Here is a 24,892-nt window from a genome sequence, read left to right as displayed (position 1 = left end):
ACCTTACGCCTGGACCCGGAAAATCGTGGGATGTCCTCGCCTGCTGTTTCCCGCCCCACAGCAGGTCCGCCGGCTAGCGTGGCGGTCATGCCGTCGCCCGCGATCGTCGCACTCGACTCCGCCGGACTGCCGTACCGGTTGGTCAGTCACGGCGCGGTCGGCAGTCTCACGGAGGCCGCCGCCGTCCGCGGTGTGGCGATCCCGGACGTGGTCAAGACGATCGTCGTGCGCCGTGGCGAGGACGACCACCTGTTCGTGCTCACCCCCGGTGACCGGGTCGTCTCCTGGCCCAAGCTGCGCGCCCTGCTCGGTGTGCACCGCATCTCCATGCCGGACGCGGCGGGTGCGCTGGCCGCCACCGGGTACGAGCGCGGCACCATCACCCCGTTCGGCGCGAGCACGGCGTGGCCGGTGATCGCCGACGAGCGACTGCGGGGCCGGGAGATCACTCTGGGTGCGGGCGAGCGGGGTCTCGCCGTCGCGGTGAACGCCGACGCCGCCATCGCCGCCCTCGACGCCACTGTGGCCGACGTCACCGATCCGCAGCCCACCCGTTGAGCGCCGCCGCGGTCGCCGGACTGGCTCCGGCGCGCCGCCGTGGGTGAGGATGGCGCTTATGCCCGCCCCCGAGGAACGCCCCGACCCCGCCGGCACCGTCTACGGCGGCCCGCGCCGAGCCAGCTCGGGGCCGCTGGCCGACCCGCTGCTGCGGGTGGCGTTGGCGGTCGGGCTGGTGGGCGTACTCCTTGGTGTGGTCTTCGCCACCGGTCTGCTCGACGGCGACGACGAGCCGGTGGTACCGGCGACCGTCGGCGCACCGTCCAGCGCGGCCGAGCCGACCGCCCCGGAAGCCGAGCCGAGCCCGACGCCGTCGGCCGAGCCGTCGCCGACACCGTCGCCCACGCCGGCCGTCCCCAGCACCGGGCCCCACGTGCTGCGGTCGCCCTCGGGCCTCTGCCTCGGGCTCGACGGTGACGGTGAGAAGGCCGGGGCCGAGCTGGCCCCCTGCACCGGAGGCCCGGAGCAGCAGTGGGTGGTCAACCCGGTCGGACCGGACGCGGCGACGCTCACCAACGCCGCCCACGGGCAGTGCCTCGACGTCGAGGGCGGCAGCGGTGACGACGGCGCGCGGATGATGCAGTTCCCCTGCCACGGTCAGGCCAACCAGCAGTGGCGACTCACCGCCACCGGCGCCGGCCCCGTGCTGCTGGTGGCGGTGCACAGCGGCAAGTGCGCGCAGGCCGAGGACGACGGCGCCGAGGCCGGGGACGAGATCCGGCAGCGACCCTGCGACGGCCGCCCCGCCCAGCAGTGGACGGTCGGCTAGCCCCGGAAGCTCCACGCGCGCGGCGCGGTCGCGGCGACGAGGACCGCTTCCGGCACCGGCCGGCCCGGCCGTCGGCGTAGCAGCAACGACAACCCGGCCGCGCCGATCGACAACGCGCCAGCCACGTACCAGGCCAGCGCGTAATCGCCGAGCCGGTCGCGCACCAGCCCCGCGCCGGTCGCGGCGAGGGCCGCCCCGAACTGGTGGGCGGCGAACACCCAGCCGAACACGACCGCCCCGGCACCCCCGAAGTACTCGCGGCACAGCGCCACGGTCGGCGGCACCGTCGCCACCCAGTCCAGGCCGTAGAAGACGATGAACACCAGCATGCTCGGTTCGGCCCTGCCCGCGAACAGGCTGGGCAGCACCAGCAGCGACAGCCCGCGCAGCGCGTAGTACGCGCCGAGCAGCAGCCGGCTGTCCACCCGGTCGGTGAGCCAGCCCGAGGCGATCGTGCCGACGATGTCGAAGAGCCCCACCAGCGCGAGCAGTCCCGCTGCCGTGGTCTCGGCCATGCCGTGGTCGTGCGCGGCCGGCACGAAGTGGGTGCCGACGAGGCCGTTCGTTGTCGCGCCGCAGATCGCGAACCCGCCGGCCAGCAGCCAGAAGGGCCGCGTCCGGGCTGCGGCGGCCAGCGCGCCCAGCGCCCGCGTCGCCGCGCCTCCGGTCGGCGGCGGTGCCGCGACGACCTCGGTCGCGCCGTAGGCGGGCAGGTCGAGATCCGCCGGGTGTTCGCGCAGCAGCCACACCACCAGGGGTACGACCGCCAGGGCGGCTCCGGCCACGACGAGGGCCGCCGTGCGCCAACCGTGGTCGCGCACCAGCACGGCGATCAGCGGCAGGAAGATCAGTTGCCCGGCGGCCCCGCCCGCGGTCAGCACCCCGGTGACGAGGCCCCGCCGACGGACGAACCAGCGCCCCGTGACGGTCGCCACGAAGGCCAGCGCCATCGAGCCGGTGCCCAGACCGACGAGGACACCCCAGCACAGCAGCAGCTGCCAGCTCGCGGTCATGAACACCGTCAGACCGCTACCGGCGGCGACCAGCAGCAGCGCCACCGAGACGACCCGGCGGATGCCGAACCGGTCCATCAGCGCGGCGGCGAACGGCGCGGTGAGCCCGTAGAGGAGCAGGTTGACCGAGACGGCCGCGGAGATGGTGGCGAGCGGCCAGCCGAACTCCGCGTGCAGCGGGTGCAGCAGCACCGACGGGGTGGCGCGGAACCCGGCCGCGCCGACGAGCGCCACGAAGGCGACGGCGGCGACCAGCCAGGCGGGATGCAGGCGACGGTTCTTGGTCACGGGACAAGTCTGAGCTGGGCCGGCCTGCTCGGCGAGTGGCCGGAAAGCCATCATACGCAATAATCAGGCCATGAGCACTGGCCCGCACCGGATCGCCGTCCTCGCCCTCGACCAGGTCGTCGGCCTCGACCTGGGCACTCCGTCCCAGGTCTTCAGCACCGCCCGGGGCGCCGACGACGCGTACCGCTACGACGTGCGGGTGTGCACCCCGGGCGGGAGGCCGGTCCGCAGCACCGCCGGCTTCCAGGTGCTCCCGGACCACGGGTTGGAACTCCTCGACACCGCCGACACGGTGATCGTCCCGGGCATCCACGACGGCGATGCGCTGACGTCGGGCAGCATCGACGACGAGGTGGCCGAGGCACTACGGTCGGCGTACGAGCGGGGTGCCCGGATCATGTCGATCTGCACCGGAGCGTTCGTGCTGGCCGCGGCCGGCCTGCTCGACGGCCGCCGGGCGACGACCCACTGGGCGTACGCCGATCAGTTCCGCCGCCTGCACGGCCGCGTGGACCTCGACCCGGACGTGCTCTTCATCGCCGACGACCGGGTGCTCACCTCGGCCGGAGTGGCCGCCGGCATCGACCTCTGCCTGCACGTCATCCGCCTCGACCACGGCAGCGAGATCGCCAACCGGGCCGCCCGCCGCTGCGTGATGCCGCCGTGGCGCGACGGCGGGCAGGCGCAGTACATCGAACAGCCGGTGCCGAAGGCCACCGATGCGAGCACCGCTGCCGCCCGGGAGTGGGCCCGGCAGCGGCTGCACGAGCCGATTGCCCTGCGCGACCTCGCCGAGCAGGCCCGGATGAGCGTCCGCACCTTCACCCGACGCTTCCGCTCGGAGACGGGGCTGAGCCCCGCCCAGTGGCTGCTGCGTCAACGTGCCGACCACGCCCGACTGCTGCTGGAGACGACCGACCTCACCGTCGACCAGATCGCCCGCCGCTGCGGTTTCGGCACGACTGCCGCCCTCCGTCAACAACTCCACCAGCGCGTCGGCGTGGCCCCGTCGACGTACCGCCGCACCTTCCACCCCCGCCCAGAGCTGGCAACACCCTGACCCCAGCCCCCGGCCCCGGCCCCGGCCTCGGCCCCGGCTCCGCGATCTTGCACTTTCTGTTGTTGAAACGCCCCTTATAATCGCTTTTGTCGGCGCAGAAAGTGCAAGATCGGCGAGGTCCCGGGGTGGGTCAGCGGCGGAGCATGTGGAGCTGGGCCTGGTGTTTGGGGAGGTGAACCCGGGCGTGCAGGTCGAGCGTGCGGGACCAGGGCAACGGCTCGTCGACGATCAGGTCGAAGCCCTCGCGCAGGTGGGTCTCCACCGGCGCCTCCGATGCCAGGCCGAGTTCGGTGACCAGTCCGCAGAGCCGGTCACTGGTGTCGTGCAGCAGGGCCGCCAGACCACGCAGTCCACCCTGCTCGGCGGCCAACGCGTCGAGCTGCGGACGGTGGATGTCCTCCTCCAGCTCGTAGTAGGCGAACGGCGACCCCGCGAGCAACGCCTCGCTCGCCTGGATCATCAGTTCGTCGTTGGCGACGAGGTGCGCGACGATCTGCTCGGCGCTGAGCTGCCCCTGCGGCGCAGGCCCGAACGTCGCCCCGTCGATCTCGGCGAACACCCCGTCATAGGCCCGCCGCAACCCGCCACTGTCCACCACACCCCCACCCCACCCGCCCACCGTGTCGATCATGGCCTTGTGGTGCCCGGTTCACCCGGACGAGCGGCATTCGCCACCCACCACAACCCCTCGATCGACACGGTGGACGTTCAGCGGCGGGACTGGCGGGACCGGAGGTAGTCGGACACGACGTACTCGCCCAGGTCGTCCGTGTCGGGGGTGAACATGCGGCCACGGCTGCGTCGGGCCACCGCGTCGATGAAACGCCGCAGGCCGTCATCGTCGCCGAGCATGAACAGGTTGAGCGTGGCGCCGTAGCGGCTGAGCCGGTCCACCTCGCGGACCGTCGCCTCGATCGTCTCCGGCAGGGGCGGCCAGTGGAACAGCGCCTCCCCGTCGTCCGGGTCCAGGTGTGCGGTCGGCTCCCCGTCGGTGACCACCAGGACGATCGGCTCGGCGTCCGGATGGCGGCGCAGGTGCCGGGCGGCCAACCGCAGCGCGTGCTGGAGGTTGGTGCCCTGTTCCAGATCCGGCTCCACGGCGGCCAGCTCCTGCTGGGTGAGCGTCGTCGCCTCCCGGCCGAAGCCGACGATCTGCAGGGCGTCCTGCGGAAAACGCGTCTCCATCAGGTGCGCCAACGCCAGGGCCGTCTGCTTCATCGGCCCCCAACGACCCTGAGAGATCATCGAGTACGACAGGTCGACGCAGAGCACCACCGCCGCCGAGGCACGCTTCTCGGTCTCCACCACCTCGAAGTCGTCCGCTTCGAGGTGCAGCGGAACCGTCGGCCCGGCCCGGCGCACCGCCCGGGTGAGCGTGCGGACCACGTCCAACGGCTGCTCGTCGCCGTACTCCCAGGGGCGGGACGCACCGCTGACCTCGCCGGCCGCACCCGCCGACCGCAGGTCGTGCTGGCCCCGTGGCCCGGCCGTCAGGTCGGCGAAGACCCGCCGCAGCGCGGTGCCACCGAGCCGGCGCAACGCCTTCGGACTCAGCGTCAGCCCGTCCGCGTCCCGGCCCACCCAGCCCTGCCGGCGCAACTCCCGTTCCAGCTCACGCAACCGGCGGACGTCGTCAGCCGCGTCCCGGCCCAGCGTCCGGGCGACCGCGTCGACGTCCACGTCGTCCAGCGTGGCCCCGGGGTGCTCCTGGTCGAGTTGGTCCAGCAGGTCGTCCAGCTCACCGATCTCACCGAGCGCCCCGGCCGCGTCCGCGTAGTCCAGGGGCTGGTCGCCCCGGACCCGCTCGCCGCGCCCCCAGCGCAGGTCCGGCCGCAGCGCCCGCAGGTTCGCGTCGAGCGCCGACAGCTCACCGGCGAGGCGGTCGCCGAGCGACTGCTGCATCAGACCGGCCAGTTCGGCGCGCTGCCGGTCGGACAGCGAGTTCATCAGGCGCTCACCCGCCGCCGAACGGCGAGCCAGCACGTCGATCAACTCGTCGACCGTCTCGGGCTTCTCGGGGAAGAAGTCGCCGTGCCGCCGCATGAACTCGGCGAACGCGTCGGTGGTGTCCTCCGCGCGGCCGTGCCGGGCCAGCAGGTCGTTCAGGTCCCGCATCATCTCGGCGAGCCGCTGCTGCGCGGCCGGGTCGGCGGACGCGCGCACCGCGTCGCGCAGCCCGGCGAAGCGCTGACCGAGGACGTCGTCCCGGAGCTGGTCGAGGATCTGCTGGTACGAACGACGGGCGTCCTCGCTGGCCCACTGGTAGCCGGACAGCTCCTCGACCGCACGGGCCGTGGAGCGGGGCAGGTTGTCCAGCACCGACTCGGCGAACCGCGCGCCGTCGTCGTCGCGCCCCCGCAGTTCGTCACGTTCGGCGGCGAGGGCCTGGTCGAGCAGGGCCTGTGCCCGGGTCACCGCGCCGTCGAGGTCGCCGCGACGAAGCGCCTCGCGGCGCAGCCGTCGCGCCCGGGCGGCCAGGTCGTCCAACCCGCCACGCCCCTGCGGACCACGGCGTAGCAGATCGCGCAGCGCCTGCCGCAGGCTGCCGCCGGCCAGCACCTCGGCGCCGACCGCGTCCACCGCCTCACGCACGTCGTACGGGGGTGCCAGCGGATCGGGGCCGCCGTTCCACTGCCCGTACCGGAACCGGTTGCCGGCCATGGTCAGCCCCGGCCGCCGTAGACGGTGCGCCCCGACTCGGTGACGTCCTTGCCGAGCCGGCGGGTCAGGTGCAACCCCTCCAGCACGAACTCGACGGCCGCGGCGGCCTCCTCCGGGGTGGGCGCGTCGCCCAGGCCGAGCCGGTCGAGAACCTTTGCCAGGCCGGGCACGGTGCCCACCTGGCGCAGCAGCTCGGCGGAACCGACCAGCTCCCCGGTCTCGATCGCCGCCCCGTCCTCGACGAGGGCGGTGAACCCGGACAGGTCGAGCCCGGCCAGGTGGGCGCGGAACGTCTCGGCGGTCGCGGTCCGCAGCAGGTGAGCCAGGACCTCGATCTCCCGCCCCTCCTCGCCGCTCTCGAACTCCACCTTGCCCCGCAGCGTGCTGGTCACCGACACCGCGTCACCGACCCGGGCCACCGCGGCCTCCGGCCGACCGTCCGCGTCGTCGGAGGCGGCGAGCAGGCCGGCACGACGCAGCGCGGCACCGGCAACCGTCTCAGCGGCGGCGATCGCGAATCGAGCGGAAACTCCGGAGCGCGGGTCCACCGACGGGGATTCCCGCACCGCGCGGGCGAAACGGGCCAGCACCTCCAGCACATGCTCGGGGACGGCCGCGACCAGATCCGCCTCCTGGCGGATCAACGCCAGCTCCAACTCCAGGTCGACCGGATAGTGGGTACGGATCTCCGCGCCGAACCGGTCCTTGAGCGGAGTGATGATCCGGCCTCGGTTGGTGTAGTCCTCCGGGTTGGCGCTGGCCACCAGGAGCAGGTCCAGTGGCAGCCGGAGCTGGTAGCCCCGGACCTGGATGTCTCGCTCCTCGAGCACGTTGAGCAGCGCCACCTGGATGCGTTCGGCCAGGTCGGGCAGCTCGTTGACGGCGAAGATGCCCCGGTTGGTCCGCGGCACCAGCCCGAAGTGGATGGTCTCCGGGTCACCGAGGGTGCGGCCCTGGGCGATCCGGATCGGGTCGACGTCACCGATCAGGTCACCGACGCTGGTGTCCGGGGTCGCCAACTTCTCGCCGTAGCGCATCGAGCGGTGCAGCCAGCCGATCGGCAACTCGTCGCCGGCCTCGGCGACCTGGGCACGGGACGCCGGGGTCAGCGGGTGCATGGGGTGCTCGTTGAGCACCGAGCCGGGGATGACCGGCGTCCACTCGTCGAGCAGCGCGCCCAGGGCGCGGATCAGCCGGGTCTTGCCCTGGCCGCGCTCGCCGAGCAGCACCATGTCGTGCCCGGCGAGCAGAGCACGCTCGACCTCGGGCAGGACGGTGTCGTCGTAGCCGACGATGCCGGGGAAACGGGTCTCGCCCGAACGCATCCGGGCGAGGAGGTTGTCGCGGAGTTCCTGCTTGACGGTGCGGTACTGGTGACCGGCCGCCCGTAGCGCGCCGAGCGTGCCGGGCAGGTCGGCCGGTGGAACCGGGATTACCGGGGTAGGCGCAGTCACCCGAGTAACGCTAGCTCACATTCGCGGGGGCACCTCCGGCTTCGGGTGGCACCCCCACTGCCACCCTCAGCCCCGGCCGCAGCGCCGGCAGGTGCCCCGACGGCGCAGGTGGTACGCGTACGTCGCCGCGCCGAGCGCAACGCCCCACACCGGCCAGAGCAGCATCGGCGCCGCGGTCAGGCTGGTCCCGCCGGTGAGCTCCCAGAACTGGGGGTTGCTGAGCAGGCCGAAGCTCGCCGCGGTGACGGAGATGGCGACCAGGCCCGCCGGCACCACGGCCAGCTTCACCGGCACCCGCCGACCGGCGAGCCCGACCATCCAGCGGGGGAACCGCTCACCCCAGCGCTGCACCAGTCCAAGGGTGAGGATCGCGCCGGCGGTGGCGAAGGCGGCCAGCCCGAACCCGGCCCAGACCAGCCCGCTGTCCTGCATCTCGGTCAGGAACTCCCGGGAGATGCCCAGCGGGATGCCGGCCGCCCAGGCGAACCGGATCGCCGCGTACGTCACCGGGATGACCGCCGCGATGCCGGCGGCCCACCGACCCCAGCGAGCGGCGGCGGTCGGGGTGGTCCAGCCACGGTCGGTGTCGTCCCGCCCACAGGAGACGCAGGCCCGGGCGGTGCGGCGCTGCCAGGCGAGCATCGCCCCGGCCAGCAGCAGCCCGCCGAGCAGCGCGGCGAACCGGCCGAACAGGGCCCAGTTGAAGATGTCGGAGTAGTCGACCGGCGGCCAGCCGAACGGCGCGCCGACGATCAGGATCGGCAGGTAGCCGAGGATGACCAGCACGCGGACGTCCGGCACGACCACGGCGAGGACGAACGCGACCGCCCAGCCGTAGCCGGCGAGCAGCGCCCGCAGGGGGCCGGGTGGGCGTACCGCCGGGCGGCTCATGGCCAGGGCGGCCACGGCGGCGGTCAGCAGGACACCGGCGAAGATCGGGGTGGCCACCTCCACCGGCACCAGGCGCAGCAGGCTGACGTCACCGCCGTGCGGGTCGTTCGGGCCGAACGGGTAGCCGGCGCCGGTGAGCGTGCCGACCAGGGCGAGTACACCCCACAGGCCGAGCCAGGCGGCGGCGAGCGGGGCGAGCCGGTCGGGCCAGCGGGAGTCGGTACGGGTTCGAACGTCGTCGATCGTCGTCATGCTCTCAGCCTCGACCGATCGGCGACCGGTTTCCTCCCGGGCGACGGTGAACCGGCTCCCCCGGCCGGGGGAACGGCCGGTCAGCCGGACGGGGTGACGAAGCCGGACTCGTAGGCGGCGATGACCGCCTGGGTGCGGTCGCGGACGCCCAGCTTGGCCAACACGTTGCCGACGTGCGTCTTGACCGTCTCCACTCCGACGACCAGGTGGGCGGCGATCTCCGGGTTGGACCGGCCGGTCGCCATGAGCCGCAGCACCTCGGCCTCCCGCTCGGTGAGGCGCGCGGCGCGCAGACGGTCCCCACCCGCCGGCCCGTACGCGCCGACGAGCTGGCGGATCGCGGCCGGGAACAGCAGCGACTCCCCCGCCGCGACGACCCGGACCGCCTCGACGACCTCCGCCGGTCGGGCTCGCTTGAGCAGGAAGCCGGACGCTCCGGCGCGCAGCGCCTCGTAGACGTACTCGTCGTTGGCGAACGTGGTGACCACCAGTACCCGGGGCGGGTCGGCGGAGGTCGCCAGCAGGTGTCGGGTGGCCTGGATACCGTCGATGCCGGGCATCCGCACGTCCATCAGCACCACGTCCGGGCGGTGGCGGGCGACCAGGGGCGGCACCTCTGCGCCGTCGGCGGCCTCGGCGAGCACCCGCAGATCGGGTTGCGCGTCGATGATGGCCCGCAGCCCGACCCGGATCAGCTCGTCGTCGTCGACGATCAGCACGCCGGTGCTCATCGCGCGTCCTCGTACGGCAGGCGGGCCCGGACGAGCCAGCGGTCGCCGTCCGGGCCGACGGTGAGCCGGCCGCCGAGCAGCAGCACCCGTTCCCGGATACCGTCCAGGCCCCGCCCGCCCCGCCCCGGATCGGAGCGACGCTGTCGGCCGAGGGCATTTTCCATTTCCAACTCCAGAGCATCGCGGTGCAGGTCGAGCCGCAGCGTCACCGGCCCGTGGCCGTGGCGGGCGGCGTTGGTCAGTCCCTCCTGGACGATGCGGTAACCCTCCCGGGAGACCACCGCGGGCACCGCCGCGGGGTCGCCGGCGCGGCTGTCGTAGACCGTCAGCCCGGCCGCGCGGGCGTCGGTGACCAGCCGGTCCAGGTCGGCGAGCGTACGCTGTGGCGCCACCGACGGCCGGTCACCGCCGGTCTCGCGGAGCAGCCCCAACACGTGGTCCAGCTCGTCCATCGCGGTCCGGCCGGCGTCCTCGATGGCGGCCAGCGCGCGCCGGACGAATTCCGGGTCGGTGTCGAGCACCTCGCGGGCGGCGCCGGCCTGGAGGGTCGCCACGGTCAACGCGTGACCGACGGAGTCGTGCAGTTCGCGGGCCAGCCGGTTGCGTTCGGCGAGCCGGGTGGCCCGCACTTCCAGGGCGGCGATCCGCTCCGCCTGGGCGGGACCGAGCAGCACCGGAGCCATCGACACGGCGAGCGCGCCGAGCCCGGCCACGGCGTAGCCGAGGCCGACCAGCAGGGCGACCCCGCTGAGGGTGAGCCAGCCGCTGTCCCGCCCGTCCAACGGCCCGAACCGTTCCCGGCTGGTCAGCTCGTCGCCGACACCGAACTGCTGCGCGATGAAGGCCAGCGCCATCGGCAGGGCGCTGAACAGCGCGATCATCACCACTGCGCCGACGATGAGGTGCGTGGCGATCCAGAGCGCGCTGCGCAGGCGGCTCTCCCGGTCGCCGCGGTGTCCCAGGGCCGGGTCGGGCAGGTCGACGCCGAGCAGCGCCCGTACGGCGGCGATCTCCAGCGCCCGACTGCCGTCCAGCAGCAAGGGCACCACGGCGATCAGCGCGGCGATCACCAGCAGGACGTACACCAGCGGGCGGGGAATCGCCGAGTCACGCAACATCTGCGCGAAGGTCACCGCGAGGACGCCGTACGGCAGGGCCAGCACGCCGCCCAGCAGCAGGAAGACGCCGCGTCGCCAGGTGCTGCCCGCGACCAGCGGGGCCAGCACCGCGCGGAGGGTCATCGGATCATTCTGCTGCCGTCGGGCGGGCGCGCGACTCCCCCGTACCGGGGAGATCTCAGCGGTGGTCGGCGACGTACCCCTGCGGGTCCTTGTCGCGGAACGCAAGGTCACGGCCGTTCTTGTGCTCGCCGTAGAAGGTCAGCCAGCGTTGCCCCAGCTCGGCGCGCAGTTCGAAGCCGGCGTGCCGGCGGAAGTCGGGCAGCGCCTCGTCCTCCTCCTCGGCCAGGTGCTCGCTGTTCTCCCGGCGGGCCGTGCCGACAGCCTCCCACCAGGGCTTCGAGCCGACCGGGTGCAGTTTGGACTCGGCGATGGCATCCCGGATCTTGTTGTGGTCGCCGATGGCGTCGGCGGTCTCGTCCTCGCCGTCGTCGCCGTGCTTGACCAGGTGCGGGTAGAGGATCGCCTCCTCGGCCTCGGCGTGGATGTCGAGGTGCAGGGCGAGGGCGTCCCAGATGGCCAGCAGTTCCTGCTCGTCGCGGGCGTCGTCGAGGCGGGCGAAGCCGCGCCGGAAGGCGGCGTGGTCGTCCAGGATCAGTGCGGTGATGTCGTCCACGTCGTTCACTTTCTGCGGGTCCGGGACCGGTCGTCGCGTCGAAACTACCCCGACGTCCGACTTCCCACGCCCGATCTCGGGCACGTCCGACCGCGGTTAGGCTCATGATCGTGACCTACCTCGCCGCGGAAGACCGCTACGACACCATGACCTACCGGCGCAGTGGACGCAGTGGCCTGCGGCTGCCCGCCGTCTCCCTCGGGCTGTGGCACAACTTCGGCCCGGACCGCCCGTACGAGCGCCAGCGCGACATCGTCCGACGCGCGTTCGACCTGGGCGTCACCCACTTCGACCTGGCCAACAACTACGGCCCGCCGCCCGGTTCGGCGGAGGAGAACTTCGGCCGGATGCTCGCCACCGACCTGAAGGCGTACCGCGACGAGCTGGTCATCTCCAGCAAGGCCGGCTACCTCATGTGGCCCGGCCCGTACGGCGAGTGGGGCTCGCGCAAGAACCTGATCTCGTCGCTGGACCAGTCGCTGGGCCGGATGGGCCTGGACTACGTCGACATCTTCTACTCGCACCGCTTCGACCCGGACACCCCGCTGGAAGAGACGATGGGCGCGCTGGACGCGATCGTCCGCTCCGGCAAGGCGCTCTACGTGGGCATCTCCAACTACAACTCGGAGCAGACCGCGAAGGCTGCGGCGATCCTGCGCGAGCTGGGCACGCCGCTGCTGATCAACCAGCCGTCGTACTCGATGCTCAACCGCTGGACCGAGGACGACGGCCTGCTCGACACGCTGGAGCAGGTCGGTGCCGGCTGCATCGCGTACAGCCCTCTCGCTCAGGGCCTGCTGACGGACCGTTACCTCAAGGGCATCCCGGCCGACTCGCGGGTGCGGACCAGCGTCTTCCTCAACGAGAGTGACCTCGACGACGAGAAGATGGCCACCATCCGCGGGCTCGGCGCGGTCGCCGAGCGGCGCGGCCAGTCCCTGGCCCAGCTCGCGCTGGCCTGGGCGCTGCGCGACCCGCGGATGACCAGCCTCATCATCGGGGCGAGCAGCGTCGAGCAGTTGGAGACCAACATCGCTGCCGTGCACAACCTCGACCTGAGCGCCGAGGACCTGGCCGAGATCGACCGGCTGCTGGGCTGACCGCCGCAGTACGGGCGGCCGGGTCACCAGATCCGGCGCCGCCCGGCGCGGTGGTTGCGCACCTCGCACCGTCGTCCCGCCGGCACGACGGGCTCACGCCGCCGCCGGCCCACGCCGATCAGCACCGCCAGGACCAGCACGACGGCGGCTCCGGCCAGTACCGGCCACCGGCCGTCGAGGTCGGTCACCGACGCCACCGGCACGCCCGGGTCGGCCGCCGCCGCCACCGCCGACTCCGTGGCGGCCGGCCGGCTGGCGGGGGTACGCGCGGAGGCCTTCGTCGTGGCGGCGCGCTTCTCGGTGCCGGGCGGGGCCGTGAAGACCACGTCGGAGCAGGAGTAGTAGGTGTCCGGGGTGTTGGAGTTCTGCCAGATCGTGTAGATCAGGTGACGCCCGGTGCGACCCGTCGGCAGCCGGCCGGCCAGTTGGTACGCCCCGGCCCGCACGGGCGGGTCGGTCCGGGTCAGGAACGGACGCGGTTCCAGATCCGACCAGGTCAGCGGCTTGCCGGGGTCGTAGTCGGCTGTGGTGACGTAGAGCCGGAAGGTGCCCTTGTGCTCGATGGTGGTCCGGTACCGGAAGGTGAACGTCGCGCCGGTGGTCAACCGGGTGCTCGGCCAGTCGGTGCGGGGCAGGTCCAGCCCCCGGTACGCGGAGAGCCCACCGCTGCACAGTTCGCCGTCCGGAATCCGCTCCCGGTCCCGACCGTTGATCGCCGCGACGCGTACGTTGTCCCATTCCCGCACCGCCGCGCCCGCCGCCACGGCCGCTCGGCAGGCGCTGGTGGAGGCGTACCTGCCCTCGGGTCCGCAGGCCGCCGCCCGGCTGACGGGGTCGGTGGGGGCGCCGTGCGCCCAGGCCGGTGCCGCGCCCAGCGGTGCCGCCGCCACGGCGACCAGCACCGTGACGAGCATCCGACGCACGCTCATGGCTTGACCTCCCGGGTAGTGGTACGGGCGCGGAGGGCCAAAGGTTCGACGCCCGGGGCGCGGGAATCGCGCGGCGGTCCCCGGCGTTCCGATAACCGGTACCGAATGAAGGCCAGACCCCAGGCCGAGGAGGCAGACATGAAGGTACGTAGCTCGTTGCGTTCCCTGAAGCAGAAGCCCGGTTCGGTGGTGGTCCGTCGTCGCGGCCGGGTGGTCGTGGTGAACCGCGCGAACCCGCAGTGGAAGAGCCGTCAGGGCTGATCAACCCCTTACCGGACATACAGTCGAGAACGCCCCGACCGGGACCATCCGGTCGGGGCGTTTCGCGTCTCGGCTGCCGGCAAGCGGTGTGGCCCGGTCGATGGCATCATGCCCCTTGATCAAGCACGTTCATCGATCGAGGGGGCGACGGTGCACAGACCGGACAGATCAGACAGATCAGCGACCCGACGGCGTACGCGACAGCTCACCGCCGGCGTGGTCGGCGTGTTGGCGGCCCTGGCCGCCGTTCCGGCACCCGCGTGGGCGGCCACGTGGTCGCCGATCCAGGTCGTGTCGGAGGCCGGTTGGAGCGGGCAGGACCAGCCCTTCGTCGCGGTAGACCGGCAGGGCGACGCACTGCTGGCCTGGGCGGGCTGCGACAGCAACGCGAGCGGCTGCTACGACCAGGTGAAGACCCAGACGGTCTCGGTCGACGGCGTACCGGGTCCGGTCCAGACGCTCTCGCCGCTCGGCGCGTCCGCGTCCTGGCCCAAGGTGGCGTCCGACGACGACGGCGACTCCGCCGTGGTGTGGACGCAGGACGGTCTCGTGGCGGGACGCCGCGTGTCCGCCACCGGCGAACTGGGTCCGCTCCAGATGATCGCCACGTGGCACGGGGTCAGTCCGGCCGTCGCGGTCGACCCGTCGGGACTGGCGCTGGTCACCTGGACGGAGATCCGCGACGGCACGTACACGACGAAGGCCCGTTACTTCGGCGCGGACAGCTCGCTTGGTCCGGAGTTGACCCTCGGTGTCGGTGTGGACCAGCCGGTCGTGGGCGTCGACCGCACCGGAACCGCCCTCGTGGCCTGGACGGAGAGCTACGAGCGGGTCGTCGCGCGCCGGGTCCGCCCGGAGGGGGTCTCCGCCCTGCGCGTCATCGCCGGCCGGGCCACCGACGTGAGATACGCCAGCGTCTCGCTCGCCGTGGACCGGGACGGGGACGCGGTGATCAGCTACCGGTGGTCGAAGGCGGGTGAGCTGCCCCGCCTGCGCGTGCGGCAGCTCAGCCGCACCGACACGTTGGGCAGTGTCATCAGCGTCTCGCCGGCCGCCCACGAGCTGACGCTCTTCGACGAACTCGCCGGTGATCTGGACGGCGACGCGGTGCTGACCTGGGGTCGCTGGACGTCCGACGGTAGGCAGGTTTTCGCCCGCTCGATCTCCAGCACCGGCGTCCTCGGCACTGTCACCCGACTCGGCGTCGGCGACTGGCCGAAGATCACCCTCGACGACGACGGCGACGGTCTCGTCACCTGGAACACCCCCAGCCCGGACTTCTCGACCACCCAGGTGCAGGCCAGGACGATCGGGCAGGACGGCGCGTTCGGGGCGGCCGAGATCATCGCTCCGGACGGGCGCTACGCGCAGCCGGCGTCCAGCCCGACGGGCCGGTTCTCGGTGATCTGGCAGAAGGCGTCCTACGAGTACGACATCCGGGCCCGCTTCGGCCAGTAGCCGGGCGGCGACAGCAGGACGCCCGGACCGGGGAACCGGTCCGGGCGTCCTGCGTTTCGCGCTACCGGAGCTACCGGAGTTGACTCTTGTCGGGTTTGCCGCTGGCGGCGAGCGGGACCCGGTCGACGACCGTGACGGTTCGGGGCACGGCAAGATCGCCCATCTGTACGGCCACGAGCTTGCGCAGCAGGTCCGGATCAGGCGTCCTCCCGGCCGCCGGCACCACGAAGGCGTGCACGGCCTCGCCGGTCGTCTCGTCCGGACCGCCGACGACGTACGCCTCGGCGATCGCGGCATCGGAGGCGAGCGCCCGCTCCACAGCTCCGGCGTGGACCAACTGCGCGTTGACGATGATCACGTCCCGGGTGCGCCCGAGCAGCCGCAGGTAACCGTCGGCATCGAGCTCACCCAGGTCACGGGTCCGCACCCAGCCGTCCACGAACACCTCGGCCGACTCGTCCGGGTCCTGCCAGTACGACGATGCCTGCGCGGGGGCGCGGACGTAGATCTCCCCATCGCGGACAGAGACCTCCACGGCCGGACGACCGACAGTGGCGAGCGTGGCCGCGTTCGCCACCATCTCGCCGGGGGTCGCCATCGCGATCATCGACGTCTCGGTCTGACCGTAGCCGTGGAAGAGCACCGGACCCAGTACGTCGAGCGCCTCCGCCAGTCGGCCCGGCGCGAGGGGCGACCCGGAGACCATCAGCGCACGCAGGTGACTCAGGTCGACCGGGTGGGCCTGTTGGTCCCGGATCAGTTGGTGCAACTTGCCGACCGTGATCACACTCGCGGTGGCGCGGTGCTCGACCAGGGCAGCCGGGAAGACCGGCCGGGGTGCCACGACGAGGGTGCCGCCCGCCGCGAGGGCGAGGACGCCGTACTCCAGCATCACCTGACTGGCCAGCGAGCCGAAGACCAGGTAGCGCTGCAACCGGGTGGCCAGGTCGGCGATGGCCGGGGGCCACCGGTCCGGGTACGGCACCCAGGCCGCCGACATGGCCGCATAGCTCTGGACCACGCCCTTCGGCGTCCCCGTGCTCCCACTGGTCCAGATGATCCGCGCGGGATCATCGGGCCGTCCCGCCGCGACGAGTGGCAGCCCGTCGTCGGGGTGCTCGGCGAGCGAGGCCAGCCGAGCCGAGTCGACCACGAGGGCGCCGGCACGTTGTGCCGGGCTCAGGTCGGCACGCCACCCGGACACCCGCGCCCCCACGGCGAAGGCGGCAACCGTGGCGGCGAAGGCGGCTGCGGTGACCGGCAGATCGAGCGTGACACCCACTCCTGGCCCCGCGCCCAAGGAGCGCAGCCCGGCCGCGATGCGCCGGATCAGACCCGCCATCTCCGCTGCGGACGTGACGACCGGCCCGTCCTCGAAGACCGGCCGGTCCCCGCCGGCGGTCAGGAGGTCGAGGACGGGCTGCGGCCAGACGTCATCGGACATCGGCGAGGACGCCCTTGACGAAGACCTCGAGGGGCTGCCGGTGCACGGTCGGCAGGTCCCAGTTGTTCTCCAGGTTCTCCGCCAGGTGGTGCTCGGCGACGACCTGCCCGTCGCGTAGCACCCGCACGACGGGGTGGAGATAGCTGGCGTCGTGCGCGGCGTTCGCGTCGTTCTCGGCCGGACGCGGCACGGTGACGTCGAACGGGTCGACCTGGTCGTGGTCGGGGCCGTACTCCAGGGTCACCAGGAACGCGAACACGTCCGGTTCCGCCTCCCGCAGGTAGGCGACCGGCATCTCCTCGCGGTAGCGGGCGGTCTCGTCCTCGACCGTGATGACGTCGCCGAGCACCGCGAACTGCTGCCACAGCGCCGAGGTCACGTTGATCCGGGCGATTATCGAGTCGGCGATCGCCTCCGGCGTCAGGGCGATCTGCCGGGACGGCCAGGGCTGCCCGTGGTGCCGCTCGCGCAGGATGTGGTGCAGCGCGCGGGTGGCATAGCGGAAGCCGTGGATGAAGCCGTTCGTGGACTTCTTGAAGTCACGCTGCTGGCTGAGGGTGCCGGCGAAGTGCAGACCGGGAATGTTCACCGACTCGAAGGCCGGCGTCTGCGCCGGGAACCGATCGTTGATGACCAGCTCCGGCCGGGCGGACTCGGCGAAGATGGACGCGTCGAAGCGGAACCCGGTGCAGAGGATGATCCGGTCGTACTCGAGTTCACGCAGGTTCTCGACCGTCCGGGCGTACCGGAGGAGCACCCGGAACCCACCGCCCTCCCGCTGGCTGATGTGCTCCACAGTGCCGTCCAGGACAGCGTTCTGCGACTTCAGCTGATAGGTGTCCAGGAAGTTGTTGTTCACCGCGCGCAGGTGACCGACGTAGTGGGACTGCCAGGCCAGCTTGATGCTGTGCGGCCCGGCGACGTGAATCGTGGCGGCGGTCTCGACGAGCGCGTCCGCGGTCTCGAAGGCCGAGTTGCCCTTACCGAGGATCAACACCCGCTGGTTGACGAAATCGGCGGGGTCGACGCTCACCGTGTCGTAACGCTCGGCCAGGTCCACGCCCTCGATCGGCGGCACGTAGAGCTGAGAGACGCCGGTGGCGACGACGACTCGCCGTGCCGTCCAGGTGTCGTCGCCGGCCCGTACCGTGAAGACGTCGCCGGCCTTCGACACGGCTGTCACCCGGGTGTCGTAACGGACGCGCAAACCCCGCGCGAAGTCGGCGAGATAACGCACCAGATCGTCCGCGGCCGGAAAGTAGCGCCTGCTGTAGTTCTTGAAGAGCAGCGCCGGATCGTCGGTCAGCAACGAGTTCCAGTCCGACCGTAGATTGAACTCCGGATCCTCCGAGCCGGTCCACACCTTGTTGATCGAGATCAGCTGGCGGTGCCGGGGATAGGTCTCGAAGAACATGCCCGCCCGGGGGCCGCCCTCGAGCACCACATAGTCGTGACCGTCGCGCTCGAGCAGGGCCGCGAGCTGCAGACCCGCCGGCCCGGCTCCGATGATCAGGCAATCGTGCGTCATGCGGCGCAATTTACTGAGGCGATTTCAGAACGCTCTGAGAAGCTGTTCGTAGCATCCGCTTCCATGACGATTCAGGTGGATCTGGCAGCGCCGCTGCGCCCCGCCGACCTGCGCGCCGCAGCAGGCCCGGTCACGGTCGTGGTGGGCGAAGAGGTACGCAACCGGGTGACGACCGGCCGCGCATTCCTGGGCAAGGCACTCGGCGACGACCGGGCGATCTACGGTGCCACCACCGGTTTCGGGGCACTCGTCGGGTACGCGGGTCGAGCCGACCAACGCGACCAGGCCGACAACACCCTCGCCCACCTCGGCGCGGGCCAGGGTCCGGACCTCGCCCCGGACGTCGTACGCGCGACGCTGTTGGTCCGCGCCTGGTCTCTGGCCCGGGGCGCGTCCGGGGTCTCGCCGCACGTGATCGACGCGCTCGCGGCCATGCTCGGCACGACGTTCACACCGGCGATGCCCCGGCTCGGTTCCGTGGGGGCCAGCGGCGACCTGATTCCGCTCGGTGCCGCCGCCCAGGCGCTGCGCGGGCGCGGACACGCCTATCTGGACGGCGTCCGGATGCCCGCCGGGGAGGCACTGGCGAAGGCGGGCCTGGAACCGCTGCCGCTCGACGGCCGGGACGCGCTCGCGCTCGTCAACGGCACGTCGCTGACCACCGCCGCGCTGACCCTCGCCCTGGACCGGGTCCGCGCCTCGCACCGCGTGGTGCAGACGTTGAGCTGCCTCCTGGCCGATCTGCTCGGCAGCGACCCGCAGTTCCTCGATCGCGCCCTCCTGGCCGCCTACGGTCACCGGGGCGCCATCGAGGTCGGCGCCGCGATGCGGGCGACCTGCGTCGGTCTGCGGGCGTCGGGCACCAGACCCTTGCAGGAGCCGTACAGCATCCGCTGCGCGCCACAGTTGCTCGGCGCGGCCGAGGACGCCCTGCGCTATGTCGACGGCGTCGTGGCGGCGGACCTCGGCGGGGTCAGCGACAACCCGCTGTTCTTCCCGGCCGACGACAGGGTCGTGCACGGCGGCAACTTCTTCGGACAGCCCGCTGCCTTCGCCGCCGACGTCCTGACCATGGTGATCGCCCAGGTCGGCAACCTCGCGGAGCGCCAGCTCGACCTGCTGGTGGATCCGGGTCGCAACGGCGGGCTGCCACCGATGCTCGCGGCGGGGCCGGGTCAGCAGCACGGGCTACAGGGCGTCCAGCTCGCGTCGACCGCGCTCATCACCGAGATCAGGCGGGACACCGTACCCGCGAGCACGCAGAGCCTCCCGACCAACCTGCACAACCAGGACGTCATCCCGCTCGGCACCCAGGCCGCGCTCCGTGCCCTGGACCAGGCGGAACTCCTGCGCCTGATCACCGGTTCGCTGGGACTGGGTCTGCGCCAGGCGGTGCATGTCGGAGCGCGCCGCCCGACGGCGGCGGGTTGCGACCGTGCTCTGCGGGCCCTGGAGGAGGCAATCGCCCCGATCGATCCGGACCGACCACTCGACGGGGACGTACGAACGGCTGTCGAGATTCTGGAAGAGCTTGAAAAATCTCTGATTTCCGACTCGTACGGTGAGCGCCGTGACGCTTGATTACCTGATCATCGGGGCCGGTCCGGCCGGTCTTCAGCTCGCCGCCCTGCTCGAGGCCGACGGCACGCGTGACTACGTGGTGCTGGAGGGCGCCGACGGGCCGGGGGCGTTCTTCGCCACCTATCCGCGACACCGCCAACTCATCTCGATCAACAAACCGCACACAGGCACCGACGACCCCGAGCTGAATCTGCGGCTCGACTGGAACTCCCTGCTCACCGACGATCCGGCGCTGCTGTTCACGCAGTACACCGAGCGGTACTTCCCCGACGCCGAGGTGATGGTGCGATACCTCGCCGACTTCGCCGCGAAGACGGGCGTCAAGGTCAGTTACGGCACCCGGGTGACGCGCGTGTCCAAGCGCGACGACGTGTTCACGGTCGAGGCCGGCGACCGGCGCTGGCAGGCCCGCGCGGTGATCGTCGCCACCGGTGTGTCGAAGACCTACCGCCCGGACATCCCCGGATTCGAGCTGGCCGAGGGGTACGACGTGATGAGCGTCGAGCCCCGTGACTATCTCGACCAGAAGGTGCTCATCATCGGTAAGGGCAACTCCGCCTTCGAGACCGCCGACAGCCTCATGGAGACCACGACACTTATCCACCTCGCGGGGCCCAGCTCGGTCCGGATGGCGTGGCGCACCCACTACGTCGGGCACCTGCGCGCGGTGAACAACAACTTCCTCGACACCTACCAGCTCAAGTCGGCGAACGCGATCCTCGACGGCACGATCAAGAGCATCGAGCGCGACGGTACGGGCTACCGCGTCACGTTCAGCTTCTCGCGGGCCAACGAGGTCGTGAAGGAACTGCACTACGACCGGGTGCTGGCGTGCACGGGATTCCGATTCGACGACTCGATCTTCGACGCCTCGGCCCGACCCCAGCTCACCATCAGGGACCGGTTTCCGGCACAGACGCAAGCATGGGAGTCGGTGAACGTCCCGGGGCTGTTCTTCGCCGGAACGATCTCGCAGGTACGCGACTTCAAGAAGTCCACGAGTGGTTTCGTGCACGGCTTCCGCTACGCCGTACGCGCACTGCACAGGGTCCTCGCCCGCCGGTACGACGCCACGGACTGGCCGTCGGACAGGCTCGCCGCCGATCCGGCGGCCATGACCGCGGCGGTCATCGAGCGGATCAACCGCAGCTCGGCCCTGTGGCAGCAGTTCGGGTTCCTCGCCGACGTGCTCACCGTAGCCGGAGACGCGGCCCGGTACCACGAGGAGGTACCGGTGGACTACCTCGTGGCGACCGGCCTGCAGACCGCCGACCACGAGTACGACCAGGCATTCGTGATCACGCTGGAGTACGGCCCCGACCACGACCAGGTCGACCCGTTCGACATCACCGTGTCCCGCGTCGCCCAGGATGTCGTGGGGCAGGCGCACGACGCGGCGTACCTGCACCCGGTGGTCCGTTACCACCGCGAGGGTCAGCTGATCAGCACGCACCACCTCGCCGAGAACCTGGAGAACCAGTGGGATCGGCCCGAGGTCCACGTACGGCCGCTACAGGAGTTCCTCGGCCGTTGCCTCTCCGGTGCCGAGGGCTGACATGGACCCGGTCCACCAGGACTTCTTCGAAGGCGGTGCCGGGCGCGAACGCACCCTGGCCGCCAACGAGCGGGCCTTCGAGCGGCGGTGGATCGTGCCACGGGTGCTGCGGGCGACCGGCGAGCGGGACCTACGCACCACTGTGGCCGGCACGTCGCTGGCCGCACCGGTCCTGGTCGCGCCGACGGCCTTTCATCGCCTCGCGCATGTCGAGGGCGAGGTCGCCACCGCGCGGGGAGCCGCGGCGGCCGGCACCGCGATGGTGGTCAGCATGGCCGCCACCCGGCCGATCGAGGAGATCGCGGCGGTGGGCGGGACGCTGTGGTTCCAGCTGTACCCCCAACCCGACCTCGACTTCACCGAGTACGTGGTGAAGCGCGCCGAGTCGGCGGGCTGCCGGGCGATCGTGGTGACCGTGGACTCCCCGGTGTTCGGGCGACGCGAGCGTGACCTGCGCAACGGCTTCACCGACCTGCCAGCCGGCTGTGCCTGCGAGAACATGCGCGACGCGACAGGCCAGGTGCGCCCGATCGCGATGGACGCGACGGTGGGGTGGGACCGAATCGCGTGGCTCCAAGGCGTCACGGGCCTGCCGATCCTGCTCAAGGGGATCCTGCATCCGGCGGATGCCCGCCTCGCGGTCGAGCACGGCGCCGCCGGCGTGATCGTGTCCAACCACGGCGGACGACAGCTCGACGGGACGATCCCCACGCTCGACGCGCTTCCCGCAGTCGTGGCAGCCGTGAACGGGCAGATTCCGGTGCTGCTCGACGGGGGTGTGCGCGCCGGCACCGACGTGGTGGTCGCGCTGGCGCTCGGAGCGCAGGCGGTGCTGGTGGGGCGCCCGGTGGTGCGGGGGCTCGCGGCGGGCGGGTCGGAGGGCGTACGGGAGACCCTCGAACGACTCACCGGGGAGCTGGATCAGGCCCTCGCCCTGGCCGGAGCGCGGCGACCTGCCGATCTCACGCCCGACCAGGTGGTGACCCGATGAAGGCGGTGGTCGCCCTCCGGGAGTGGATCTTCGAGCAGGTGAACGGGACCGAGGGGGTTCCCGTTCCCGGGCCGCTGGTGGGGCCGGAGGACTTCGAGCGGGTCTACAGTCACCCGGCCGCCGACGGGCGCAGCCGCGGGGCCGGCCTCTCGGACCTGTTCTGGTACTGGCTCGCCCCCGGTCCACAGATGCATCAGGAGCACCTGGAGCCCGGCGAGGCGTACAAGACGGTCGCGCGGACGACACGTCAGGTGCTGGCCGTCCCCCACCCGCGCTCCGACGAGCTGGCGACGGCCGCGACCCGCCGGATCCTCGACGCGCTCCCGACCGGCCGCACCAGTCACGTGCGGCTACGGGACCTGATGATGCCGATCTGGGCCGAGGTCTCGTACGAGCTGGTGTTCGGCGCATCCTGCCCGCGCGAGGTGCGGGACCTCATCGTGGCGAACGCGGACGACGTGGTCACCGCGCTGAAGGGGATGAGTCTGCGGCACATGTCCCGGCGGGATCGCCTGACCCGCTACCTGCTGGACCGGATCGACGCGGGGACGTGCCCGGTCGTGCTGCCGCCGCCCTTCACCGCCCTGGAGACCGCCTGGTACCTCCAGGGCGCGTTCTTCAACACGGCGGTGGTGCAGATGTCGGAGGCCATGACACACATCCTGCTGTGCGCCCGGTCCGTCGAGGACACGTCGGACGACTCCCTCGACCGGATCATCGACGAGACGCTCCGCGTGTACCCGCTGTTCGGTATCGCACACCGGATCACCTCCGGACCGATCACCGTGGGAGATCACGCCCTCCCCACCGGATCGGTGCTGCTCTTCAACTATCCGGCCTACCAGCGCACCGGCCCCGCAGCCGACGACGCGTTCGACCCGGACCGCTGGCTGTCGTTGCGCCGGCAGGACGCCCATTTCATCCCGTACGGCGTCACCGCCAACCGGGCCTGTCCGGCTCGTGGCTCGGCCCCCGTCCAGTTGCGCGCGGCCACCCGGGAGGTGCTGCGGCGCTTCTCGGTCAGCTCGTCGGCGGCGCACACCCGCTCGCTGCCGAGTCGCGGTCCGGCGTACCTGACGCCCCGAGGTCTCGCCGGTCCTGGCCGCAAACGGCTCGCGCTCATGCGGCAGCGTGACCGGCTCTTCGACGTGGGGCGGTCGTTCACGCAGCTCGTCTGCGGCACCTGGATGGTCGTCGACGCCCGGCGACAGAAGTTGTGCACCCGGTTCTTCGAGGAGGCAGACGCATGACCCCCACCGAGCTCGCTCCGCGGTTCTTCATCGCAGTCGCGGTCATCCTGCTCTTCTGCAAGCTGGTCGCCTGGCTCCTGGGCAAGGTGGGCCAGCCACCCGTGGTGAGCGAGATGCTCGCCGGGGTGCTGCTCGGCCCGTCGCTGCTCGGCCTGCTGTGGCCGGGCGCGCAGGCCGCGCTCTTTCCCGCGCCGCTGCTGCCGATCCTGTACGTGGTCGGCCAGGTCGGCCTGGTGCTGTTCATGTTCCAGGCCGGGTACGCCTTCACCTCGCACCGGGTGACCGGGCTCGCGGGCACGGCGGGAGCGGTGTCACTCGCGGGTGTCAGCGCCCCTCTGGTGCTGGGGATCCTGCTGGTCCTGGGCATGGCGGGCTTCGTCCCGATCCGCACGGACGGCGTGTCGCTCGGTGTGTCCGCGGCGTTCGTCGGCGTGGCGCTGGCGATCACGGCCTTCCCGATGCTCGCCCGGATCATCACCGAACGCGGCCTCGCCGGCACCCGCTTCGGGTTGCTCGCCCTGGCCAGCGGCGCGGTCGACGACATGGTCGCGTGGATCATGCTGGCCGCGGTGCTGGCGTTCGCCTCGGGCGCCGCCGGCCCGGCCCTGGTCACCGTGGGTGGCGCGGTGCTGTTCGGGGTGATGCTGTGGCTGGGTGGGCGGCGGGTGACCGGCTACGTGATGGGGTTCCCGGGCGAAGGTGCGCGGCTGCTCGGCACTGTGGCGGTGCTCTTCCTGGTCGCCTGGTACACCGACGAGATCGGGCTCTACGCGGTCTTCGGCGCTTTCGCGGTCGGTGTGGTGATGCCGCGCTCGGCGCAGACCGACAAGGTGGTCGACACGCTGACGCCGATCGCGGCGACGGTGTTCCTGCCGCTGTTCTTCACCTACTCCGGGCTGCGCACCGAGTTCGCGCTGTTGGGCAACCTGGCCGTACTCGGCTTCGCCGCCGCGTGCGTGACCGTCGCGATCGTCGGCAAGTTCGGCGCCTGCTGGGCCGCGGCCCGGGTGCGCGGCGAGCCGAACACTGTCGCGTTGCGGGTCGGCGCCCTCATGAACGCGCGGGGCCTGATGCAGCTCATCGCCCTGAACGTGGGACTGGAGGCGGGCATCGTGAACTCGTCGCTCTTCACCGTGCTGGTGGTGGTCGCGCTCATCACGACACTCATGACGACGCCGCTGCTCACCTGGATCGACCGACGCGAGGCCCGAACTTCCGCGCCCACACCGTCGCGCGTGGCCGTCGGAACCCGGTAAATTGTTTGTTTGAGGCGACAAGTTCTCCGAGACATAGAGACTTCTCGATGAGCCGGTGTCACTATCGA

22 protein-coding genes are annotated in these 24,892 nt (G+C 71.8%); 11 read left to right on the top strand and 11 right to left on the bottom strand.

Going from position 1 to position 24,892, the window contains the following annotated elements:
- The first annotated feature begins 87 nt into the window (after positions 1 to 87).
- Together ABZU91_RS00185 and ABZU91_RS00180 are read left to right on the top strand one after the other, a co-directional pair.
- Positions 88 to 558, top strand: coding sequence for a YbaK/EbsC family protein (locus ABZU91_RS00185; RefSeq protein ID WP_355232747.1), 471 nt, complete (start codon positions 88 to 90; stop codon positions 556 to 558).
- A 58-nt stretch (positions 559 to 616) separates the two neighbouring features.
- The gene (locus tag ABZU91_RS00180; protein ID WP_355232746.1) at positions 617 to 1,327 is read left to right on the top strand and encodes an RICIN domain-containing protein; all 711 of its coding nucleotides are present in this window, start codon (positions 617 to 619) and stop codon (positions 1,325 to 1,327) included.
- Here ABZU91_RS00180 and ABZU91_RS00175 read toward each other — a convergent pair.
- The gene (locus ABZU91_RS00175; protein ID WP_355232745.1) at positions 1,324 to 2,628 is read right to left on the bottom strand and encodes an MFS transporter; all 1,305 of its coding nucleotides are present in this window, start codon (positions 2,626 to 2,628) and stop codon (positions 1,324 to 1,326) included. The two genes, ABZU91_RS00180 and ABZU91_RS00175, sit on opposite strands and share 4 nt — an antisense overlap.
- A gap of 70 nt (positions 2,629 to 2,698) precedes the next feature.
- Here ABZU91_RS00175 and ABZU91_RS00170 point away from each other — a divergent pair, with 70 nt between their 5' ends.
- Entirely contained in the window at positions 2,699 to 3,688 is a 990-nt protein-coding gene (locus tag ABZU91_RS00170; RefSeq protein WP_355232744.1) for a DJ-1/PfpI family protein, read from the top strand.
- Between the two features lie 130 nt (positions 3,689 to 3,818).
- Here the strand turns inward: ABZU91_RS00170 and ABZU91_RS00165 are convergent, their stop codons facing one another.
- From ABZU91_RS00165 to ABZU91_RS00135, 7 genes are all read right to left on the bottom strand, one after another.
- A complete protein-coding gene (locus tag ABZU91_RS00165; protein WP_355233073.1) occupies positions 3,819 to 4,283 on the bottom strand; it encodes a hypothetical protein in 465 nt (154 codons plus the stop codon).
- Positions 4,284 to 4,396: 113 nt separating this feature from the next.
- Positions 4,397 to 6,349, bottom strand: coding sequence for a VWA domain-containing protein (locus ABZU91_RS00160; protein WP_355232743.1), 1,953 nt, complete (start codon positions 6,347 to 6,349; stop codon positions 4,397 to 4,399).
- A 2-nt stretch (positions 6,350 to 6,351) separates the two neighbouring features.
- Complete coding sequence (locus tag ABZU91_RS00155; RefSeq protein WP_355232742.1) at positions 6,352 to 7,803, bottom strand: sigma 54-interacting transcriptional regulator; 1,452 nt, start codon at positions 7,801 to 7,803, stop codon at positions 6,352 to 6,354.
- A 66-nt stretch (positions 7,804 to 7,869) separates the two neighbouring features.
- Complete coding sequence (locus ABZU91_RS00150) at positions 7,870 to 8,946, bottom strand: hypothetical protein (protein ID WP_355232741.1); 1,077 nt, start codon at positions 8,944 to 8,946, stop codon at positions 7,870 to 7,872.
- Positions 8,947 to 9,026: 80 nt separating this feature from the next.
- On the bottom strand, positions 9,027 to 9,677 hold the full coding sequence (locus ABZU91_RS00145; protein WP_355232740.1) for a response regulator transcription factor: 651 nt from the start codon (positions 9,675 to 9,677) through the stop codon (positions 9,027 to 9,029).
- Positions 9,674 to 10,918, bottom strand: coding sequence for a histidine kinase (locus ABZU91_RS00140; protein ID WP_355232739.1), 1,245 nt, complete (start codon positions 10,916 to 10,918; stop codon positions 9,674 to 9,676). The genes ABZU91_RS00145 and ABZU91_RS00140 overlap by 4 nt, the downstream gene beginning before the upstream one ends.
- A gap of 55 nt (positions 10,919 to 10,973) precedes the next feature.
- Positions 10,974 to 11,471, bottom strand: a complete 498-nt coding sequence (locus ABZU91_RS00135; RefSeq protein WP_355232738.1) for a hemerythrin domain-containing protein — start codon at positions 11,469 to 11,471, stop codon at positions 10,974 to 10,976.
- A gap of 104 nt (positions 11,472 to 11,575) precedes the next feature.
- On the opposite strand from ABZU91_RS00135, the gene mgrA reads away from it, so the two are divergent.
- Positions 11,576 to 12,571, top strand: a complete 996-nt coding sequence (gene mgrA / locus ABZU91_RS00130) for an L-glyceraldehyde 3-phosphate reductase (RefSeq protein ID WP_355232737.1) — start codon at positions 11,576 to 11,578, stop codon at positions 12,569 to 12,571.
- Positions 12,572 to 12,594: 23 nt separating this feature from the next.
- On the opposite strand, the gene ABZU91_RS00125 is transcribed toward mgrA, so the two are convergent.
- Positions 12,595 to 13,500, bottom strand: a complete 906-nt coding sequence (locus ABZU91_RS00125) for a lytic polysaccharide monooxygenase (RefSeq protein WP_355232736.1) — start codon at positions 13,498 to 13,500, stop codon at positions 12,595 to 12,597.
- Positions 13,501 to 13,638: 138 nt separating this feature from the next.
- Here ABZU91_RS00125 and ABZU91_RS00120 point away from each other — a divergent pair, with 138 nt between their 5' ends.
- Entirely contained in the window at positions 13,639 to 13,761 is a 123-nt protein-coding gene (locus ABZU91_RS00120; RefSeq protein WP_091591861.1) for a 50S ribosomal protein L36, read from the top strand.
- 225 nt (positions 13,762 to 13,986) lie between these two features.
- Positions 13,987 to 15,219 carry a hypothetical protein gene (locus ABZU91_RS00115; protein WP_355232735.1) on the top strand — a complete coding sequence of 411 codons (1,233 nt, stop codon included), beginning with the start codon at positions 13,987 to 13,989 and terminating at the stop codon, positions 15,217 to 15,219.
- 70 nt (positions 15,220 to 15,289) lie between these two features.
- Here ABZU91_RS00115 and ABZU91_RS00110 read toward each other — a convergent pair whose 3' ends face one another.
- Positions 15,290 to 16,663: a fatty acid--CoA ligase family protein gene (locus ABZU91_RS00110; protein WP_355232734.1), complete on the bottom strand. Its 1,374-nt coding sequence runs from the start codon at positions 16,661 to 16,663 to the stop codon at positions 15,290 to 15,292.
- The gene (locus tag ABZU91_RS00105) at positions 16,653 to 18,191 is read right to left on the bottom strand and encodes an NAD(P)-binding domain-containing protein (RefSeq protein ID WP_355232733.1); all 1,539 of its coding nucleotides are present in this window, start codon (positions 18,189 to 18,191) and stop codon (positions 16,653 to 16,655) included. The genes ABZU91_RS00110 and ABZU91_RS00105 overlap by 11 nt, the downstream gene beginning before the upstream one ends.
- 63 nt (positions 18,192 to 18,254) lie before the next feature.
- Between ABZU91_RS00105 and ABZU91_RS00100 the strand changes: the two genes are divergently transcribed.
- The 5 genes from ABZU91_RS00100 to ABZU91_RS00080 are packed head-to-tail and all read left to right on the top strand — an operon-like array spanning position 18,255 to position 24,824.
- The gene (locus ABZU91_RS00100) at positions 18,255 to 19,772 is read left to right on the top strand and encodes an aromatic amino acid ammonia-lyase (RefSeq protein ID WP_355232732.1); all 1,518 of its coding nucleotides are present in this window, start codon (positions 18,255 to 18,257) and stop codon (positions 19,770 to 19,772) included.
- On the top strand, positions 19,762 to 21,327 hold the full coding sequence (locus ABZU91_RS00095) for an NAD(P)-binding domain-containing protein (protein WP_355232731.1): 1,566 nt from the start codon (positions 19,762 to 19,764) through the stop codon (positions 21,325 to 21,327). The genes ABZU91_RS00100 and ABZU91_RS00095 overlap by 11 nt, the downstream gene beginning before the upstream one ends.
- 1 nt (position 21,328) lies before the next feature.
- The gene (locus tag ABZU91_RS00090; RefSeq protein ID WP_355232730.1) at positions 21,329 to 22,318 is read left to right on the top strand and encodes an alpha-hydroxy acid oxidase; all 990 of its coding nucleotides are present in this window, start codon (positions 21,329 to 21,331) and stop codon (positions 22,316 to 22,318) included.
- Complete coding sequence (locus ABZU91_RS00085; protein ID WP_355232729.1) at positions 22,315 to 23,568, top strand: cytochrome P450; 1,254 nt, start codon at positions 22,315 to 22,317, stop codon at positions 23,566 to 23,568. The genes ABZU91_RS00090 and ABZU91_RS00085 overlap by 4 nt, the downstream gene beginning before the upstream one ends.
- Entirely contained in the window at positions 23,565 to 24,824 is a 1,260-nt protein-coding gene (locus ABZU91_RS00080; protein WP_355232728.1) for a cation:proton antiporter, read from the top strand. Before ABZU91_RS00085 ends, ABZU91_RS00080 begins: the two co-directional genes overlap by 4 nt.
- The last annotated feature ends 68 nt before the right edge of the window (positions 24,825 to 24,892 follow it).

The organism is Micromonospora sp. NPDC005174 (assembly GCF_040608495.1).
GTDB lineage: Bacteria > Actinomycetota > Actinomycetes > Mycobacteriales > Micromonosporaceae > Micromonospora.
The sequence above is the reverse complement of the archived record's forward strand: the minus strand, read 5'-3'. Positions and strand labels throughout refer to the sequence as shown.

Excerpts from the sequence above, each read along its gene's own strand:
- ABZU91_RS00150 (WP_355232741.1), bottom strand. The coding sequence starts at position 8,946 with ATGACGACGATCGACGACGTTCGAACCCGTACCGACTCCCGCTGGCCC.
- ABZU91_RS00090 (WP_355232730.1), top strand. The coding sequence starts at position 21,329 with ATGGACCCGGTCCACCAGGACTTCTTCGAAGGCGGTGCCGGGCGCGAA.
- ABZU91_RS00170 (WP_355232744.1), top strand. The coding sequence starts at position 2,699 with ATGAGCACTGGCCCGCACCGGATCGCCGTCCTCGCCCTCGACCAGGTC.
- ABZU91_RS00185 (WP_355232747.1), top strand. The coding sequence starts at position 88 with ATGCCGTCGCCCGCGATCGTCGCACTCGACTCCGCCGGACTGCCGTAC.
- ABZU91_RS00110 (WP_355232734.1), bottom strand. The coding sequence starts at position 16,663 with ATGTCCGATGACGTCTGGCCGCAGCCCGTCCTCGACCTCCTGACCGCC.
- ABZU91_RS00080 (WP_355232728.1), top strand. The coding sequence starts at position 23,565 with ATGACCCCCACCGAGCTCGCTCCGCGGTTCTTCATCGCAGTCGCGGTC.
- ABZU91_RS00085 (WP_355232729.1), top strand. The coding sequence starts at position 22,315 with ATGAAGGCGGTGGTCGCCCTCCGGGAGTGGATCTTCGAGCAGGTGAAC.
- ABZU91_RS00180 (WP_355232746.1), top strand. The coding sequence starts at position 617 with ATGCCCGCCCCCGAGGAACGCCCCGACCCCGCCGGCACCGTCTACGGC.
- ABZU91_RS00145 (WP_355232740.1), bottom strand. The coding sequence starts at position 9,677 with ATGAGCACCGGCGTGCTGATCGTCGACGACGACGAGCTGATCCGGGTC.
- mgrA (WP_355232737.1), top strand. The coding sequence starts at position 11,576 with ATGATCGTGACCTACCTCGCCGCGGAAGACCGCTACGACACCATGACC.
- ABZU91_RS00125 (WP_355232736.1), bottom strand. The coding sequence starts at position 13,500 with ATGAGCGTGCGTCGGATGCTCGTCACGGTGCTGGTCGCCGTGGCGGCG.
- ABZU91_RS00140 (WP_355232739.1), bottom strand. The coding sequence starts at position 10,918 with ATGACCCTCCGCGCGGTGCTGGCCCCGCTGGTCGCGGGCAGCACCTGG.
- ABZU91_RS00100 (WP_355232732.1), top strand. The coding sequence starts at position 18,255 with ATGACGATTCAGGTGGATCTGGCAGCGCCGCTGCGCCCCGCCGACCTG.
- ABZU91_RS00120 (WP_091591861.1), top strand. The coding sequence starts at position 13,639 with ATGAAGGTACGTAGCTCGTTGCGTTCCCTGAAGCAGAAGCCCGGTTCG.
- ABZU91_RS00160 (WP_355232743.1), bottom strand. The coding sequence starts at position 6,349 with ATGGCCGGCAACCGGTTCCGGTACGGGCAGTGGAACGGCGGCCCCGAT.
- ABZU91_RS00105 (WP_355232733.1), bottom strand. The coding sequence starts at position 18,191 with ATGACGCACGATTGCCTGATCATCGGAGCCGGGCCGGCGGGTCTGCAG.